We start from the raw sequence: 17,739 nt of genomic DNA, 5'->3' as shown, positions 1-17,739 counted from the left end.
TCCCACCCCTGCCAAGGAGAAAGAACCATGACCAGCAACACCTACGTCGCCCCCGGCCGGCTACGCGTCGCCGAGACACATGACCGGCTGCGGGCCCAGGTCGTCCGCGCTGTCGAGGAGCGCGCCACCGACCTCGCCCGACTCAGTCACGCGATCCACGCCGACCCGGAGGTCTCCTATCAGGAGCACCACTCGGCCGAACTGGTCGCCCAGGCGATCGAGGCGGCCGGCTTCGCCACCGAACGCGGCGCCTACGGCCTGGCCACCGCACTGGAGGGGGTCGCCGGGGACGGCGACCTCACCGTCGCCATCTGCGCGGAGTACGACGCCCTGCCCGAGATCGGACACGCCTGCGGGCACAACATGATCGCCGCGATGGGAGTGGGCGCGGCGACGGCACTGGCCGAGGTGGCCGCCGAGGCCGGCCTGCGGGTCAAGCTGCTGGGCACGCCCGCCGAGGAGCATGGCGGTGGGAAGGTCGACCTTCTCCTGGCCGGCGCATGGGAGGACGTCGCCTTCTCGATGATGACCCACGGCGGCACCGGCACAGATCTGCGGTGCGACGCGATGAAGGCCACCGCGGTCGAACGACTGGAGGTCGTCTACACCGGGCGGGCCGCCCACGCAGCCGGAGCGCCCACCCAGGGCATCAACGCCGCCTCGGCCGCCACGGTAGCGCTGAGCGCCCTGGGCCTGGTGCGCCAGCAGTTGGCCTCGGGGGTCAACGTCAACGCGTACATCTCCTACGGCGGCGAGGCGACCAACATCATCCCGGAGCGCTGCGTGGTCCAGGTCGAGGTCCGGGCCTACGACCTCGAGGAGTGGCGCACCGCCCGGCGCCAGGTGATGGCCTGCTTCGAGGCCGGCGCCGTGGCGACCGGGTGCGAGTGGCGGTCCCGGCGTACCGAGCACCCCTACGCACCGCTCATCTCCGACCCCGCGATCGCGGAGCTGTGGAACCGCAACCTGGCCTCGCTGGGGCGCATCGCGGACCCGGACCGGGTCATGGGAGGCGGTTCCACCGACATGGGCAACGTCTCCCAGGTCGTTCCCTCGATCCACCCCATCATCGCCATCCAGGACAACGACGCGGTCGGGCACCACCCCGACTTCGCCGCAGCCGCCGCCTCTCCGGCGGCGGACCGGGCGATCGTGGACGGAGCCATCACGATGGCGCTGACCGCTCTCGACGTGGCGCTCGACCCGACCTTGCGCGCGGACCTGCTCGACCGGCAGCTCGCACGACCGGCGGGCGCGACCCAGCAGACGCTCGAGCCGTGACCCGCGCGCCGGCCCCCGCTCCCACCAACACAAGGAGACATCTACCGTGACTTCGGTCAGCGACCTGCGGACTCTCATCAACGACCTGGCTCCCACCTTCCACGACCTCTCCGACGCGATCTGGGACCATCCCCAGTTGCGCTGGGAGGAGCACGACGCCGTCGAGCGGCACATCGAGGTCGTGGAGAAGGAGGGCTTCACCGTGACCCGCGACATCGCCGGCATCCCCACGGCCTTCAGCGCCGAGATCGGGCAGAGTGGGCCGGTGATCGCCTTCCTGGGCGAGTACGACGGCTTGGACGGCCTGAGCCAGGCGTTGGGAGCACTCGAACCGCGGCCGGATCCAGCGAACCTCACCGGCCACGGCCACGGGTGCGGCCACCATCTGCTCGGCGCGGGCTCGCTACTGGCCGCCGTCGCCCTCGCCCGTCACCTGCAGGCCAACCGTCTGCCCGGACGAGTGCGCTACTACGGCTGCCCGGCCGAAGAGGCGGCCGCCGGCAAGTCGTTCATGGCGGCGGCCGGCGCCTTCGACGACGTCGATGCCGCCCTGACCTGGCATCCGGCGGGCGGTACCGGCACCATCTCGACCCAAGGCCGCTGCTTGGCGTACGTACAGGCCCACTTCCGCTTCACCGGTGTCGCAGCCCACGCGGGCGTCTCGCCGCACCTGGGTCGTAGCGCGCTCGATGCCGCCGAGCTGATGAATGTCGGCGTCAATTTCCTGCGCGAGCACATGCCCGACAGCGCTCGCATCCACTACGCGTTCACCGACGCGGGGGGCGAGTCGCCCAACGTCGTACCGGCTACCTCGGAGGTCTACTACCTGGTCCGTGCCGAGACCGTCCCGGCGATGCAGGAGCTCTATGAACGGGTCGTGGCCATCGCCGAGGGCGCCGCGCTGATGACCTCCACCGAGTTGGCGGTCCAGTTCGACGGAGCCAGCGCGGAGATCCTGCCGAACCGCGTCCTCGAGGAGGCGCTGCACGCCACCCTCGCCGAGGTGGGCGGGGTGCCGTTCGACGCTGCCGACCAGGAGCGCGCCGCCGCCTTCAGTGCCGGCGTCGATCCTGATGAGCTGCGCCGTGCCCGAGTCGCTGCGGGAATGGCGCCCGACGACCCGCGCTGCCTGCACGACGGCGTGCCGGAGCTTGCGGCACCCGCGTATCGGCACCTCAACTCGGGATCGAGTGACGTCGGTGACGTCAGCTGGATCACCCCCACGGTGCAGATTCTCTCCAGCACGGTCGCGCTGGGCACTCCCTGGCACTCCTGGCAGTACGTCGCCCAGGGCAAGCTGCCTGCGGCACACAAGGCCATGACACATGCCGCGACCGTCATCGCCACCACCGCACTCGACCTGGTGACCAAGCCCGAGCTCCTGGCCGCGGCCAAGGCCGAGCATCGGGACGTCACGACAGCGACGCCGTACGTCTGCCCGATCCCGGCCGGGACGCTCGCGCCGCCGGCGCGCGACCGCGCCCGGGCAGGGGCGTGACTGGCGTCTGTCCCGCCGTCCCGGCTCAGGCACCCGCGAAGTCGTGCTGTCGCCAGGCCTCGTACGCCGCGACGGCGGCCGCGTTGGAGAGGTTGAGCGAGCGCCGACCGGCGAGCATCGGAATGCGCACCCGTTCGGTGACGCGCGGATCGGCGAGCACCTCGGCGGGGAGCCCGGTTGGCTCCGGGCCGAAGAGCAGCACGTCGCCGGGGCGGTACCCGGGGTCGGTGTGACGGACCGTCGCGGAGGCGGTGAACGCGAAGACCCGGGCACCCTCGAAGGCGGCCCAGGCCGCCGCCAGATCCCGATGGACCGTGACCGAGGCCAGGTCGTGGTAGTCGAGCCCGGCCCGCCGCAGCTTGGCATCCTCGAGGTCGAAGCCGAGCGGCCCGATCAGGTGCAGCTGGGCGCCGGTGGCCGCGACCATCCGGATCGCGTTGCCGGTGTTCGGCGGGATGCGCGGGGTGAGGAAGGCGATGCGGAACACGCATCCCAGTGGACCAGACGGCGCCGGGAGCGCACCAATCCCTACGCTGGGCCCATGACGGATGCCGGCGCGGTCGACCTGAACGGCTACATCGAGATCTGGTGGGAGTCGGTGGGCGACTTCCTCGCGGTGGCCGAGACCATCCCGGACGACGCCTGGGACCGTTCCACCGACCTTCCCGCCTGGGATGTGAAGGCGGTGGTCTCACACGTCGCCCATCTGGAGTCGCTGCTGGCCGGCGGCCCGCACGAGGAGGCCGAGGTCGGCGACGCGCCGCACCTGGACAGCCCGATGAGCCGGTTCACCGAGATCGGCGTGGTCAACCGCCGCGACACCCCGCCGGCCGAGATCCTCGCCGAGATCCGGCGCTGCACCACCAGCCGCCACGAGCGGCTCCGGGAGGACCCGCCGAGCGATCCCACCGCGCCGGCACCGGGCGTGTTCGGCGCGATCGGGTGGGATCTCGGACTGTTGCTGCGCAACCGACCGCTCGACCTGTGGATGCATGAGCAGGATCTGCGCCGCGCACTCGGCACCCCCGGTGGCCTCGACACCCGAGCCGCGGACCACACCGTCGGCTATCTCGGCCAGGGCCTCGGCTTCGTGCTGGCCAAGCGCGCGGGCGCGCAGCCCGGCACGACCCTGGTCCTGGCGATCGACGGCGACCCGCCGACCGGCCACATCGTGGCCGCGGACGGCCGGGGACGCCCGCTGCCCGAGCCCCCGGACAACCCGACCGTCACCGTCGGCATGGACCGGGACACCTTCGTCCGGCTGGTCGGCGGTCGCGGCCCGGTCCCGCCCGACGCGGTGCGCATCGACGGCGACCGGGACCTGGGCGCGACGGTCGCCGCCCGGCTCACCCTCACGCCCTAGGGGTACACCTGGACCTCCGGGGGACCGACCCGCCGCATTAGAGTCGCCCTCATGACCTCCGACTGGCCGCAGGTCCGCCTGCACGTGGTGACCGGCAAGGGCGGCACCGGCAAGTCGACCGTCGCGGCGTCACTGGCGCTGGCGCTGGCATCGCGGGGCCGCCAGGTGTTGCTGTGCGAGGTCGAGGGCCGCCAGGGGGTGGCTCGGATGTTCGACGTCGACCCGCTGCCGTACGCCGAGACCCGGATCGCCACCGGGCTGCGCTCCGGCGCCGCCGCGCCCGGCAGCGTCTACGCGCTGCACATCGACGCCGAGCAGGCGCTGCTGGAATACCTCAAGATGTACTACAAGCTCGGCCCGGCGGGGCGGGCGCTGGACCGCTTCGGCGTGGTCGAGTTCGCCACCACCATCGCGCCGGGCGTACGGGACGTGTTGCTCACCGGCAAGCTGTTCGAGGCCGTTCAGCGCAACACCCGCAACCGCGGGGCACGGCAGTACGACGCCGTCGTGCTCGATGCGCCACCGACCGGCCGGATCACCAACTTCCTCAACGTCAGCGAGTCCGTCGCAGGACTGGCGAAGGTGGGGCCGATCAAGCATCAGGCCGACACCATGATGACGCTCTTCCGGTCACCGCTCACGGCCGTCCACCTGGTCACCCTGCTGGAGGAGATGCCGGTCCAGGAGACCGCGGACGGGATCGCCGCCCTCCGGGCGGCCCGGTTGCGGGTCGGCGGCGTGGTGGTCAACCGGGTCAGGCCCCGGGACCTTCCGGACGAGGCGCTCAGCGCGGCCCGGGCCGGCACCCTGGACACCGCCGCCGTGGCCGGCGGTCTGACCCGTGCCGGGATCGAGCCGGCCGCGCCGCTGCTGGACGCGCTGCTCGCCGAAGCAGGCGAGTACGCCGAGCGTCGCGTCATCGAGGACGAACAGCGCCGCCTGGTGACCGAGCTCGACGTGCCCACCTACGAGCTGGACCGGATCGCCGGTGGCGTCGACCTGGGGGCGCTCTACCTCCTCGCCGAGCGGCTGCGCGGCCAGGGGATGGCATGACCGCACACACCTCGCCCGAGTTCGACGTCGACGGGCTGCTCGCTGATCGGGGCACCCACATCATCGTGTGCTGCGGCGCGGGTGGCGTCGGCAAGACCACCACCTCGGCGGCGTTGGCGCTGCGGGCCGCCGAGCAGGGCCGCAAGGTCGTCGTACTCACCATCGACCCGGCCCGCCGACTGGCGCAGTCGATGGGGATCGGCCAGCTCGACAACACCCCGCGGCCGGTCGTCGGCGTGGCCGGCGGCGGCAGCCTGGACGCGATGATGCTGGACATGAAGCGCACCTTCGACGAGGTGGTGGAGTCCCAGGCCAGTCCGGAGAAGGCGAGGGCGATCCTGGCCAACCCGTTCTACGTCGCGCTGTCGAGCTCGTTCGCCGGCACCCAGGAGTACATGGCGATGGAGAAGCTCGGCCAGATCTACCGGGACGCCTTCGCCGAGGGCCGCTACGACCTGATCGTCGTGGACACACCCCCGTCGCGCAGCGCCCTGGACTTCCTCGACGCGCCGGAGCGACTCTCCAGCTTCCTCGACGGCCGGTTCGTCCGGCTGCTGCTCACCCCCGCGCGGGGCCCGGCGCGGTTGATGTCGGCCGGGCTCGGCCTGGTCACCGGCGCACTGAACCGGGTGCTCGGCGCGCAGGTGCTGCGCGATCTGCAGACCTTCGTGACGGCGCTCGACACCGTCTTCGGCGGCTTCCGGACGCGGGCGCGGAAGACCTATGCACTGTTGCAGGCCGCCGAGACCGCGTTCTTGGTGATCGCCGCGCCGGAGCCGGACGCGCTGCGGGAGGCGGCGTACTTCGTCGAACGGCTCGAGGGCGACGCGATGCCGCTGCGCGGCCTGGTCGTCAACCGGTCCGTGCTCCCCGACGGCGCGGGCCTGTCGGCGGTGGCGGCGCAGGCCGCGGCCGAACGGCTCGAAGGCCTCGGGTACGGCGACCGGGCGACCGAGTCGGCGAACGGCTCGGTCGCACTGACCGCCGGGCTGCTCCGGGTGCACGCCGACCGCGAGCTGATGGTCGAGCGCCAGCGACTGCTGCAGGCACGGTTCGCCGCCGCGCACCCCCGGGTGCCGACGGCGGTCGTGCCGGCCCTGGCCAGCGACGTACACGACCTCGACGGTCTACGGACCGTCGGTGACCTGCTCGCCGACCAGCCGCGAAGCGGGCCCGCGGACTGACGGCGGACTACAGCGCGATCTGCTCGCCCCGGCGAGCCGACTCGAGCACGGCCCGCCAGGAGGCGTTCGGGCGACGGCGGAGCAGAGCACGGCGCTCTCGCTCGGTCATGCCACCCCAGACCCCCCATTCGATCTGGTTGTCGAGCGCCTCGGCCAGACATTCGGTGCGCACCGGGCACCCCGAACAGATCTGCTTGGCCCGGGTCTGCTCGGCACCCCGGACGAAGAGTTCGTCCGGCTCCTGCCCGTTGCAGGCAGCCTTCGCCGCCCAATCGTCGTTCCACATGTGTGTGTCCCCACTTGTCTGCGGGAGGCATCCGTTCGTCCCCACGACAACGGATCCACCCGACTACGCAGCAAGATAGAACGGATTCCGTCGTCGCAACAGCCCCCGGACTACCCACGTTGGAGTAGTCCGAAATGACTAGTTCGAGCTAGCCCGCTGGTGCGGTGCGTCGGCGATGTCAGGCGTGACCACGCGAGGGTCTGAGAGAGGCCGTTCTCGGGTCGGTCGTGCGTTCAGTTCAGCAACGAGAAGCCCCTTTCACCCATCCCGCGCTGCCCCTCGAGGTTCAAAGACCCACCGTTCCATCAGCTCACCGGGTACGGCGCGGGCGGCACCAGGGCCACCTCCTCGGCCCAGCCGTCGGTGCCAGGTCTCACGCGCTCACCACGCGATCTCGCTACAATTCACCACTTCTTCTTGACACATGGGGCGTAAGTTGAATCGTATCCCCATGGGCCACTAAAGTCTGGCTTGCCGTATGTACCCATCCGGAAGCAAAACCCAACACGAAATGACTTCCCGGTTCTGCCGACCATTTTGGTCCACATGCGCTTGCGACAGTTTTTTGCAATGTCAAACTGACGTTGTTCTTTCGCGATGACCGCACCAGACGCCCGCAAGTTCCTGATTCGCACCTGCCCAGGTGTGCCACCACCACAGCCGATGTCGCTCGTCTGGGACTTGAATCTGATCCATTTCGACTTGCACTTGTTGGAGTGACGCAACTCGACTAGGATCCCGCTCCCGAGTCCGCTGGAGAACTCCGCGCGAAAGCTTGCGACCGTTCGAGCGTCACTCGAGCAACCCTGCCGATCGGGATCCTTGCCGGTACAAGACGTGCCGACGCAACCGGTTGCTGCCGAAGCAGACGGGGCCTGCGAGAACACCGCTCCGATTGACACCACGGCCGCGACCGTCATGACCACGATCGCGGTTCTCAATGAACGTCCGTCCATCTATCCCACCTCCTCATACCAACGGCCCCGCGAGTTGCGGGCACCGATAGAAAGCACGCCCCATGGCAAGGACGCGAAACCCCACCTCATATCCCCATTCAAGCCTCGCGCCAATATTTCTTGGAACAGGACTTGAATCCAACGATTCCGCGGATACGTACCGCGACCCACCTGCCGGCACCCGATCCGGTGCGGCATTCGTCCGGTCGGCTCACCTAGCCGACGGAAGAATATACTGTCGGCCCCTCGATGATGACGAGCACCGACGCGAGAGAACGCATATAAGTCGTAAGGGATCGTCAACTATCCCGCCCCCCGAGATGACTTTCTTCGCCCAAGCGGGCCACCGTTTGGGGATGGTACCTAGCATCTCCCGCGAAGCACAAGGGCCTCGTCTGAGATGGGTGCCGAGGGCAGCCGAGCGGTGTCGGCGCGGTGGGTCCTCACGCCGCACCTGCCGGTCGGTGCAGCTGGGCCCCGATCCGTCACAACGCCATGCCGTGTCGCGATCGTTAGCCAGGTGTTGGTCGACGTGTTGCCTCTCCCACCGCCGGGGTCCGTCTCTGCTCGCCTGTATCAGCGCCGGCAACGTCTTCGCCGAGCGTGAACGCTAGACGCTGCACCACCGGCCTAGGAGCTCGCCCGTCATGAATGACCGCAACTAGCCCCGGCCGTGCTTCTTGCCGTTGCCGTTGCCCTTCTTCTTGCCGCCGCTGTTGTTGTTCTTCTGTGGCGCCGAGCCGGCGGATGTGTAGAGGGTGACGGGGCTGCCCTTGGCCGCCGAACCGGACGGCGACGTGCCGGCGACAGTGCCATAGGAGTAGCTGGAATACGTGCTGCCACCCACACTGACCTTGAACCCGGCGGCCCGCAGTTTCGCCGTCGCCGCCGAGACCGACAGACCGCCCACCGACGGGATGGTGACCTCGTCTCCCTTGATCACGGCCTGTGTCGGCGCGACGAAGTCCTCGTCGGGGAGAAGACGCTGGATCGCGTGCATCGCGTCACCCCACATCGGCCCAGCAGTGGTCGATCCATGGGCAGTCTCGACATACGACCCGTTCAGCGACTGCCCATTCAGGGTGACCCAGTGGCCTGCAGAGTTCGCGCCCGCGATCATCGAAACCGTCGCCAGCGACGGGGTGTACCCGTCGTACCACACGGCCATGTTGCTGTCGATCGTGCCCGTCTTCGCAGCGCTGGGAAGCACGCTGCCGTCCTTGGCGGTCAGACCCAGGCCGGCGCTTCCGCCGAAACCGCCCGCTTCCTGGACACCGCGCAGGATGTCGTTCACCGCATCCGCGGTGGTCTTGTTCATCACCTGCTGGCACTTCGACTTGTACCTCTTCACGACTCCCGACGAGTCGCTGATCTCGGTGACGGGCAGCGCGTCGCAGTGCTTTCCTCGAGCGGCGACTGTCGCGTACGCCTCAGCCATCTCGAGGGGGCTGACGTCGGCGACTCCCAGTGTGAAGGTCGGAACACGCTCGCTTACCGGATCACTGAGCTGCACACCCATCGCCTGAGCGAGCTTGTACGGCTTGCACAATCCGGTCATCTCCTCGACCTGTGCGAAGTAGGTGTTCACCGACAACTGGGTGCCGGTGTAGGCGGTCATCGCCCCCGAGCTCGTCGAGTTGTGCCAGGTGTGCTCGCCGACCTTCACACCGTCGCCAGGACAGCCGGCGAAGTTGGCATTGGCGATCGTCTTCTCCGCCGGGGAGTTGATGACCTGATTCAGCGGCAGCTTGTTGTACTGGATGGCGCTGGACAACACGAACAACTTGAACGTGGATCCGGCTTGGAACCCATTGGCGTTGCCGTACTGGCTCGGCACCACGTAGTTCAGATAGGTCTCGCCCTTCTTCGAGTTCGCACCCATCGGCCTCGACTGCGAGACCGCCCGGACGTAGCCGGTCCCCGGTTCGATCATCGCGATCGCGCCGATCGCATTGTCCGTGGCCGCCACATGTGAGTGAACCGACTTGTCGGCCGCAGACTGGAAGGCCGGCCGCAACGTGGTCTTGATGGTGAGGCCACCACGGTAGAGCGCGTTCTTGCGCTCCTTGACCGTGTCGCCGAGCGCCTGATCCTGCTCCAGATACGCGACGACATACTGACAGAAGAAGGGCGCGGTCGAACTCACACACCCGTTCGTGCTCTTCTGTACATCCAGACCGAGGCCCTTCTTCTTGAGCTTCTCGGCCTTCTGCTGGCTGATCACGCCGAGCTGTGCCATCCGGTCGAGCACCACGTTGCGGCGCGCGATGGCCGCGTCCGGATAGTTGGTCGGGTCGTAGCCGGAGGGGTTCTTGACCAGCCCGGCCAGCAGCGCCGCCTGGTCCCAGCTCAACTGGTCGGCGTTGACGTTGAAGTAGTGCTTGGCGGCCGCCTGGATGCCGTACGCGCTGTCGCCGAAGTAGGCCGCGTTGAGGTAGTGCTCCAGGATCCAGTCCTTGGAGTGCTTCTGCTCCAGCGCGATCGCGTAGCGCAACTCCTTGAGCTTGCGGGCATAGGTGTCGGCGGTCGCTTCCTTCTGCAGCTTCTTGTTCCCACGCGCCTTGTAGAGCAGCGTCATCTTCACCAGCTGCTGGGTGATCGACGAACCACCCTGCACCGTGCCCGAGTTGGCCTCGTTGGTGATGAACGCCCGCAGCGTGCCCTTCAGGTCGAGCGCGCCGTGCTGGTAGAAGCGGTAGTCCTCGATCGAGAGGATCGCCTTGGACATCTTCCGCGAGACCTGCTTCAGCGGACGGTAGACCCGGTTCTGGTCGTACAGCGTGGTGATCAGGTTGCCCTTGGCGTCCAGGATCCGGGTGGTCTGGTCCAGGTCACCGACCTTGAAGTCGGCCGGCAGCTCGTCCATCGTCTTCGCCGCCTTGCTCGCCCCGAGCCCGACCAGGCCGGCGAACGGGATCGCCAGACCGGCCACGACGACGCCGAGGACGGCGGCCACCGAGCACATCACCACGAGGTGCTTGAGCACACGGGAGACCGGCAGATTCGGTGAAGACATGGCCACCAGGGTACGGGAGCATCCTGAAGGTATCGCGATCCTCGGCGCCCCGGCGCCACAACCGGATCAACCGAGCTGGCGGCGTACCTCCGCGGCGACGGCGGCACCGTCGGCCCGGCCCTTGGTCTGAGGCGTCAGTACGCCCATCACCTTCCCCATCGCGCGCATCCCGTCCGCGGCCGCGCCGGTCTGGGCGATGGCGGCGGTGACCAGCTCGGCGATCTCGGCCTCGTTCAGCTGCTCGGGCAGATAGTCGGCGATCACCTCGGCCTCGGCACGCTCCTTGGCGGCGCTCTCGGCCCGGCCGCCGTCGGCGAACGCGGTGGCGGCCTCCCGCCGCTTCTTGGCCTCACTGGTCAGTACGCCGATGATGTCCTCGTCGCTCAGCTCGCGGGCCTGCTTGCCCGCCACCTCGGCGTTGGTGACGGCCGCGAGCACCATCCGCAAGGTGGAGGAGCGGACCTCGTCGCGGGCCTTCATGGCCGCGGTCAGGTCGCTACGCAGTCGGTCCTTCAAAGAGCTCATGGGGCCATTGTGGCAGGGTTGCCGCATGCCCCTCCCCCCGTTTGCCGGTTGGCTCGGCCGCACCGTCGGGTGGGGACTCCTCGCGGGGGCGGGCGTCACCGCGTACGCCGCCGCGGAGGCACGCGCCTACACGCTGCGCGAGGTGGAGGTGCCGGTGCTGCCGGCCGGCGCGCCCGAACTGCGCGTGCTGCACCTCTCCGACATCCACCTCACCCCGAGCCAGGAGGCGAAGCGGGCCTGGCTGGCCGGGTTGGCCGAGCTCGAGCCCGACCTGGTCGTCGACACCGGCGACAACCTCGCCCACCAGCAGGCGGTCGAGCCGCTGCTGGCCTCGCTCGGTGACCTGCTGTCGGTGCCCGGGGTGTTCGTGCACGGCTCGAACGACTACTTCGAGCCACGCCTGCGCAACCCGATCGGCTACCTCCTGCCCGACCGAGGCAAGCGTCACACGAACGTGCCCCAGCTGCCGTGGCGCCAGCTCTCCGCCGCGCTGACCGACGCGGGCTGGCACGACCTGAACAACGCCCGTGCGAACCTCGAGGTACGTGGGCTGCGGATCGCCTTCGCCGGTGTCGACGATCCTCACCTGAGGTTCGACGACCTGGCCGCGGTCGCCGGTCCGGCCGACCCGGACGCCGGCCTCCGGCTCGGGGTGGCGCACGCGCCGTACCTGCGGGTCCTCGATCAGTTCGCCGCCGACGGGTACGACGCGATCCTGGCCGGCCACACCCACGGTGGCCAGCTCTGCCTGCCGGGAGGCAGAGCGCTGGTGACCAACTGCGACCTCGAGCCCGCCCGGGCGCGCGGGCTGCACCGCCACGGCGACGCCTGGCTGCATGTCTCGGCCGGGTTGGGCACCTCGCCGTACGCCCGGATCAGGCTCGCCTGCCGACCGGAGGCGACCCTGCTGCGACTGGTGCCTCGCCGGTGACGGGCTCCGTCGTCGCCTGGTGATCCCCGATTACGAACGGGGCCCGGCGCTGGGATATGCTCCGGTGCTTGTGAGCCGTCGAGGCTCACATCGGGCTGTGGCGCAGTTTGGTAGCGCGCTTCGTTCGGGACGAAGAGGCCGCAGGTTCAAATCCTGTCAGCCCGACCGTGTGATGTCGCAGGACATCGGCAAGGCCCGGACCCACTGACGGTGGGTTCGGGCCTTGCTTCTCCGACCCCGCTGGTCGGGCTGCGCGTGCCGCGTGCGGGTGCGCGCGCCCGTTCATCGAGGTATGCAGCTCGACGGGCACTCCCCGTGTGGAACTCCGCCGGGGGAGTGCCCATTCGTCTGCATACCTCGATGAGCGCGCCGGCCAGTGGTCGCGCGCCGGCCAGTGGTTGACTGACGCCATGGGGAACGACGACCTGAGCGATCGGCTTGCCCCGCCGAAGCTCAGCCTGCGACGCAGGAAGAAGGAACGAGCACCGGCCGAGGACGAGGCGAACGAACCCGCCGACCAGTCCGCCGACCAGCCCGACGCCGAGGCCGCCGAAGAGCCTCCCGCGGAACGGGCCGCCGAGGCGACTCAGCCGATCGCGGCCGCGACCGCTCCCGAGCCAGACCCACAGCCAGACCCACAGCCAGACCCAGAACCGGCCGGCACCGCCGTCCTGGCCGTCGAGGAGACGCGGCTCGCGCCCGCTCTCGACGAGCCGGACCTACCGGCCGAGCCAGACACCGAGCCCGACACCGAAGGCGTCCCGGCGACCGTCGTCGACGACACCGGCACGAAGACGCGCTCCCCACGGATCAGGCCACCGGGGATGAACACCGCCGCGGCGGTCGTCGGGCTCGCCGTGGGTCTCTTCTTCAGCGTCGCCATCTGGGTCTGCGAGCAGATCAGCCAGCAGGCCCGTGGCACCACCTCGCTGGGCAGCGCCGGGTTCCCGATCCTGATCGCGATCTTCGTGCTCGCGGTCGCGATCGGCGCCCTCTTCCTCAAGCTCGCGGGTGTCACCTCGCCGATCAGCGTCAGCTTCCTGGGCACCTGCCTGGTCTCGGTGATCGGGCTGCTGTTCCTCAGCGACTCGATGGACACCTTCACCGGCGCCCTGATCGTGGTGGCGGTCGCGATCGTCTCGTTCGTGCTCTTCCGCTGGGTCAACGATCGCTACCTCGAGGAGCACTCCTGAGCCCGGCGCACTCCTGACCCGCCGCGCCGGGACTACAACGCGGCGGCGACGATCTCGGCGAGCTGCACGGTGTTGAGCGCGGCCCCCTTGCGCAGGTTGTCATTCGAGATGAACATCGCCAGCCCACGGTTGTCGGGGACACCCGGGTCCTGCCGCAGACGGCCCACGTACGACGGGTCCCGACCCGCGGCGTACAACGGGGTCGGCACGTCGCGCAGCTCCACGCCGGGCGCGCCGGCGAGCAGCTCACGCGCCCGGTCCGGGGTCATCTGCTCGGCGAACTCGGCGTTCACCGCGAGGGAGTGGCCGGTGAAGACCGGCACCCGCACACAGATCCCGGAGACCGCCAGGTCGGGGATGTCGAGGATCTTGCGTGACTCGTTGCGGAGCTTCTGCTCCTCGTCGGTCTCGCCCAGACCGTCGTCCACCACGCTGCCGGCCATCGGCAGCACGTTGTAGGCGATGGTGTCGACGTACGTGTGCGGTGCGGGGAAGCTGACCGCGGCGCCGTCGTAGGCGAGCTCGCGGGCCTTCTCCCCCGCCGCCGCCACCTCGTCGGCGAGCTCGGCGACACCGGCGATCCCGGAGCCCGACACGGCCTGGTACGACGACACGATCAGCCGGGTCAGGGTGGCCGCGTCGTGCAGCGGCTTGAGGATGGGCATCGCCGCCATGGTGGTGCAGTTCGGGTTCGCGATGATCCCCTGGCGAGCCTCGATGACATCCGCCATCGCGCTCGGGTTCACCTCGGCGACCACCAGCGGGATGGCCGGGTCCTTGCGGTGCGCCGAGGAGTTGTCGATCACGATCACGCCGGCGGCGGCGAACTTCGGCGCCAGCTCCCGGGACGCGGTCGCGCCGGCGGAGAAGAGCGCGATGTCCAGTCCGCTCGGGTCGGCGGTGGCGGCGTCCTCGACCACGACGGTGCGCCCCGCATAGGTCAGCTCCGTCCCCGCCGAGCGTGGCGAGGAGAAGAACCGGACCTCGCCGACCGGGAAGTCCCGCTCGGCCAGGATCTGCCGCATCGCGACGCCGACCTGGCCGGTGGCACCGACGACCCCGATGTTGACGGTGCGGCTCATCGGGGTCCCCGATCGGTTGTTCGGCGGGGGAGCGAAGCGGAGGAGACGAAGAACCGAGTGGGGTGATTCATCGGGGTCCCCGATCGGTTGTTCGGCGGGGGAGCGAAGCGGAGGAGACGAAGAACCGAGTGGGGTGATTCATCGGCCGGTCCCGCCGTACACGACCGCCTCGACCTCACCCGCGTCGAGGTCGAACGCGGTGTGGGCGGCCTGCACCGCGGCGTCGATCTGGGCCTCGTCGACGATCACCGAGATCCGGATCTCCGAGGTGGAGATCATCGAGATGTTCACCCCCGCCGAGGCGAGCGCGGAGAAGAACTTGGCGGTGATGCCCGGGTGCGAGCGCATCCCGGCACCGATCAGGGAGACCTTGCCGATCTGGTCGTCGTAGAGCAGCCGGTCGTAGCCGATCTCGGACTGCAGCCGGGCCAGCGCGCCCATCGCGTTCTGGCCGTCGCTGCGCGGCAGGGTGAAGGAGATGTCGGTGAGCCCGGTAGCGGCGGCCGACACGTTCTGCACCACCATGTCGATGTTGATCTCGGTGGCCGCGAGGGTCTCGAAGATGCGGGCCGCCTCGCCGACCTTGTCCGGTACGCCGACCACGGTGATCTTGGCCTCCGACCGGTCGTGCGCGACGCCGGCGATGATCGCCTGCTCCATCTCTTCTCCTGCGAATTCGGTGTCGGGAATGACCCACGTGCCCTCGAGCGAGCTGAACGAGGAGCGGACGTGGATCGGCATGTCGTAGCGGCGGGCGTACTCGACGCACCGCAGGTGGAGGATCTTGGCGCCGGAGGCGGCCAGCTCGAGCATCTCCTCGGTGGAGACGCGCTCCAGCTTGCGGGCCGACTTCACGATCCGCGGGTCGGCGGTGAACACCCCGTCGACGTCGGAGTAGATCTCGCAGACCTCGGCGCCGAGCGCCGCCGCCAGCGCCACCGCGGTGGTGTCGGAGGCGCCCCGGCCCAGGGTGGTGATGTCCTTGGTGTCCTGGGAGACCCCTTGGAAACCGGCGACGATGGCGATCGCGCCGTCGCCGAGGGCCTGCTCGATCCGGCCCGGCTTGATGTCGATGATCTTGGCCTTGCCGTGCACCGAGTCGGTGATCACACCGGCCTGCGAGCCGGTGAACGACCGGGCCTCGTGGCCGAGCTGGGCGATGGCCATCGCGACCAGCGCCATCGACATCCGCTCGCCCGCCGTCAGCAGCATGTCCAGCTCGCGCGGCGGCGGCAGCGGGGTGACCTGTTCGGCCAGGTCGCGCAGCTCGTCGGTGGTGTCACCCATCGCGGAGACGACCACGACGACGTCGTGGCCCTGCTTCTTGGTGTTGACGATCCGCTGCGCGACGCGCTTGATGCCGACCGCATCCGCGACCGAACTGCCGCCGTACTTCTGGACGACGATGCCCACTGTGCAAATCCCTCGTGGTGTGGCGCTGTGACACCCGATTCTAACGACCGGAGGGGGCCTGTTCGTCCAGCATCTCATTGGCCGCCGCGACATCGTCGGCCTCACCGCTGAACTCGCTGTCCAGCCGGTCGTGCGAGACGATGGTGATCAGCGCGTTGAGTACGGCGCCGGCCAGGTTGCCCCAGTTGGAGACGTAGCTGAACTGCCACCACCACAGCGCCTCGGCGAGGTCACCGCGCCGGTAGTGCCGCATCCCGTTCTCCACGTCGGCGACCACGCTGGCCAGGTCGTCGGAGATCTGGCTGATCACCACCTCCGGCTCGTAGGGGTCGAAGACGAAGCTGTAGGTGTCCACCGAGCCGAGCAGGTCGGCCAGGTGGAGCCGGAACTCGTCGACGTCCACCTCGGGCCCGACGTCGGGCTGATACTCCTCGATCGGCCGGAAGTCCCGATGTGCGCCGAGCTGCGCCCCGCCGAGCAGGACCTGGCTCACCTCCAGCAGCAACAACGGGACCGCGCTCCCGGAGTCGCCCTCGGCCGCGATCGCCCGTACGGCGCCCAGGAAGCTCTCGAACTGGCCGGCGACCTGTGCCGCCAGCTCCCGGTCGATCGCATCGGGCAGCCACTCGGTGCCCCGGTTGTCGTCGATTCCCATCAGCTCATCAGCCCCATCAGCCCATCGGCCTCGTTCGCCATGTCAGTCCGCAGCACGCCGTCCGGCGAATGCGCGCCCGAGAGTCACCTCGTCGGCGTACTCCAAGTCTCCGCCAACCGGCAGCCCGCTGGCCAGTCGCGTCACTCGCAGTCCCAGCGGCGCGAGCTGTCGGGTCAGGTAGGTGGCCGTCGCCTCGCCCTCCAGATTGGGGTCGGTGGCCAGGATGATCTCGGTGATGGTGGCGTCCCGCAGCCGGCCGAGCAGCTCGCGGATGTGCAGCTGATCCGGGCCGATGCCGTCCATCGGACTGATCGCGCCACCGAGCACGTGGTAGCGGCCCTTGAACTCGCGGGTGCGCTCGATCGCGACCACGTCCTTGTACTCCTCGACCACGCAGAGCGCGGTCGGATCGCGCCGCGGGTCGCGGCAGATCCGGCAGGTCTCCTCCTCGGAGACGTTGAAGCAGATCGTGCAGAACTTCACCTTCGCCTTGACCTCGAGCAGCACGTCCGCGAGCCGGCGTACGTCGACCGGGTCGGCGGAGAGCAGATGGAAGGCGATCCGCTGGGCGCTCTTCGGGCCCACGCCGGGCAGCCTGCCGAGCTCGTCGATCAGGTCTTGGACGACACCTTCGTACAACGCTGCCCGCTCCTAGCTCAGCTGCCCAGCTCGGTCGGGCCGCCGCCAAGGCCCGGCAGGCCACCGCCCAGACCCCCGGCCAGCGGGCCCATCGTCTCGGCGGCGAGCGCGTCCGCCTTCGACCTCGCCTCCCGGTACGCCGCCACGATCACGTCGGAGAGGTCCTCCAGCTCGTCGGGGTCGTTGCCGTCGAACTCACCCTGCCGGATCTCGACGCCGAGCAGCTCGCCGAGTCCACTGACCCGGACGGTGACGGCGCCGCCGGCCACCGTCCCCTCGATCACCGAGTCGGTGAGCTGCTGTTGGGCGTCGGCGAGCTTCTCCTGCATCTGCTGGGCCTGCTGCACGAGGGCGCCGAGGTCGAACCCACCGCCGCCCAGTGAGTCGCCGAGTCCCTCGAACGGGTTCTGTGTCATGGATGCTCCTTGCCGCCTGCGTCGGTGTCGACCCGGTCAGTCATGCTCGATCTCCTCGATGATCTGTGCGCCGAGCTCGCGCTGCAGCAGCTCCGCGCCACCGAGGATCTCCTCGTCCACGTCGGGATCGTCGGGATGTGCCTCGGCGTCGGCCGCCGCCAGCCGGGCCACCCGGTCGTCGGTGGGTGGCGGCGCGTCGGCGGTCCGGGTCGGCCGGATGGCGCCGCGGGCGCGGGCGACCGAGCCGG

The 17,739-nt window shown here is 69.4% G+C and carries 18 protein-coding genes and 1 tRNA gene; 8 read left to right on the top strand and 11 right to left on the bottom strand.

Annotated features, from left to right (window positions below; translation table 11 throughout):
* The first annotated feature begins 27 nt into the window (after positions 1-27).
* Positions 28-1,281, top strand: coding sequence for an amidohydrolase (locus QM638_RS04045; protein WP_415140654.1), 1,254 nt, complete (start codon positions 28-30; stop codon positions 1,279-1,281).
* Between the two features lie 46 nt (positions 1,282-1,327).
* Positions 1,328-2,779 carry an amidohydrolase gene (locus QM638_RS04040; RefSeq protein WP_415140653.1) on the top strand — a complete coding sequence of 484 codons (1,452 nt, stop codon included), beginning with the start codon at positions 1,328-1,330 and terminating at the stop codon, positions 2,777-2,779.
* Between the two features lie 25 nt (positions 2,780-2,804).
* Here QM638_RS04040 and QM638_RS04035 read toward each other — a convergent pair whose 3' ends face one another.
* Complete coding sequence (locus QM638_RS04035; protein WP_415140652.1) at positions 2,805-3,266, bottom strand: tRNA (cytidine(34)-2'-O)-methyltransferase; 462 nt, start codon at positions 3,264-3,266, stop codon at positions 2,805-2,807.
* A gap of 54 nt (positions 3,267-3,320) precedes the next feature.
* On the opposite strand from QM638_RS04035, the gene QM638_RS04030 reads away from it, so the two are divergent.
* The 3 genes from QM638_RS04030 to QM638_RS04020 are packed head-to-tail and all read left to right on the top strand — an operon-like array spanning position 3,321 to position 6,379.
* Positions 3,321-4,142 (top strand): maleylpyruvate isomerase family mycothiol-dependent enzyme, encoded by an 822-nt coding sequence (locus tag QM638_RS04030; RefSeq protein ID WP_415140651.1) that lies wholly within the window; start codon positions 3,321-3,323, stop codon positions 4,140-4,142.
* A 51-nt stretch (positions 4,143-4,193) separates the two neighbouring features.
* The gene (locus tag QM638_RS04025; RefSeq protein ID WP_415140650.1) at positions 4,194-5,195 is read left to right on the top strand and encodes an ArsA-related P-loop ATPase; all 1,002 of its coding nucleotides are present in this window, start codon (positions 4,194-4,196) and stop codon (positions 5,193-5,195) included.
* Entirely contained in the window at positions 5,192-6,379 is a 1,188-nt protein-coding gene (locus QM638_RS04020; protein WP_415140649.1) for an ArsA family ATPase, read from the top strand. The genes QM638_RS04025 and QM638_RS04020 overlap by 4 nt, the downstream gene beginning before the upstream one ends.
* Before the next feature lie 7 nt (positions 6,380-6,386).
* Here QM638_RS04020 and QM638_RS04015 read toward each other — a convergent pair whose 3' ends face one another.
* The 4 genes from QM638_RS04015 to QM638_RS04000 form a co-directional block, all read right to left on the bottom strand.
* A complete protein-coding gene (locus QM638_RS04015) occupies positions 6,387-6,665 on the bottom strand; it encodes a WhiB family transcriptional regulator (protein ID WP_415140648.1) in 279 nt (92 codons plus the stop codon).
* Positions 6,666-7,069: 404 nt separating this feature from the next.
* Positions 7,070-7,585: a DUF2690 domain-containing protein gene (locus tag QM638_RS04010; RefSeq protein WP_415140756.1), complete on the bottom strand. Its 516-nt coding sequence runs from the start codon at positions 7,583-7,585 to the stop codon at positions 7,070-7,072.
* A 697-nt stretch (positions 7,586-8,282) separates the two neighbouring features.
* The gene (locus QM638_RS04005; RefSeq protein ID WP_415140647.1) at positions 8,283-10,637 is read right to left on the bottom strand and encodes a penicillin-binding protein; all 2,355 of its coding nucleotides are present in this window, start codon (positions 10,635-10,637) and stop codon (positions 8,283-8,285) included.
* A gap of 66 nt (positions 10,638-10,703) precedes the next feature.
* On the bottom strand, positions 10,704-11,162 hold the full coding sequence (locus QM638_RS04000) for a GatB/YqeY domain-containing protein (protein WP_415140646.1): 459 nt from the start codon (positions 11,160-11,162) through the stop codon (positions 10,704-10,706).
* Positions 11,163-11,187: 25 nt separating this feature from the next.
* On the opposite strand from QM638_RS04000, the gene QM638_RS03995 reads away from it, so the two are divergent.
* From QM638_RS03995 to QM638_RS03985, 3 genes are all read left to right on the top strand, one after another.
* On the top strand, positions 11,188-12,093 hold the full coding sequence (locus QM638_RS03995) for a metallophosphoesterase (RefSeq protein WP_415140645.1): 906 nt from the start codon (positions 11,188-11,190) through the stop codon (positions 12,091-12,093).
* A 91-nt stretch (positions 12,094-12,184) separates the two neighbouring features.
* A tRNA-Pro gene (locus QM638_RS03990) sits at positions 12,185-12,258 on the top strand.
* A 245-nt stretch (positions 12,259-12,503) separates the two neighbouring features.
* Positions 12,504-13,286: a hypothetical protein gene (locus tag QM638_RS03985; protein ID WP_415140644.1), complete on the top strand. Its 783-nt coding sequence runs from the start codon at positions 12,504-12,506 to the stop codon at positions 13,284-13,286.
* Positions 13,287-13,318: 32 nt separating this feature from the next.
* On the opposite strand, the gene QM638_RS03980 is transcribed toward QM638_RS03985, so the two are convergent.
* From QM638_RS03980 to QM638_RS03955, 6 genes are all read right to left on the bottom strand, one after another.
* Positions 13,319-14,368, bottom strand: a complete 1,050-nt coding sequence (locus QM638_RS03980) for an aspartate-semialdehyde dehydrogenase (RefSeq protein ID WP_415140643.1) — start codon at positions 14,366-14,368, stop codon at positions 13,319-13,321.
* A 138-nt stretch (positions 14,369-14,506) separates the two neighbouring features.
* On the bottom strand, positions 14,507-15,781 hold the full coding sequence (locus QM638_RS03975; RefSeq protein ID WP_415140642.1) for an aspartate kinase: 1,275 nt from the start codon (positions 15,779-15,781) through the stop codon (positions 14,507-14,509).
* Between the two features lie 40 nt (positions 15,782-15,821).
* Positions 15,822-16,436, bottom strand: a complete 615-nt coding sequence (locus QM638_RS03970; protein WP_415140641.1) for a DUF5063 domain-containing protein — start codon at positions 16,434-16,436, stop codon at positions 15,822-15,824.
* A 42-nt stretch (positions 16,437-16,478) separates the two neighbouring features.
* Positions 16,479-17,075 (bottom strand): recombination mediator RecR, encoded by a 597-nt coding sequence (recR, locus tag QM638_RS03965; protein WP_415140640.1) that lies wholly within the window; start codon positions 17,073-17,075, stop codon positions 16,479-16,481.
* Between the two features lie 17 nt (positions 17,076-17,092).
* Positions 17,093-17,491, bottom strand: coding sequence for a YbaB/EbfC family nucleoid-associated protein (locus tag QM638_RS03960; protein WP_415140639.1), 399 nt, complete (start codon positions 17,489-17,491; stop codon positions 17,093-17,095).
* A gap of 36 nt (positions 17,492-17,527) precedes the next feature.
* Positions 17,528-17,739 (bottom strand): hypothetical protein (locus QM638_RS03955; protein ID WP_415140638.1); only part of this gene is annotated, 212 nt, incomplete at its 5' end.

It is taken from the genome of Nocardioides sp., assembly GCF_047606145.1.
Lineage (GTDB): Bacteria > Actinomycetota > Actinomycetes > Propionibacteriales > Nocardioidaceae > Nocardioides.
Note: the sequence above shows the minus strand (reverse complement) of the source record. Positions and strands in the feature narration are given on the sequence as shown.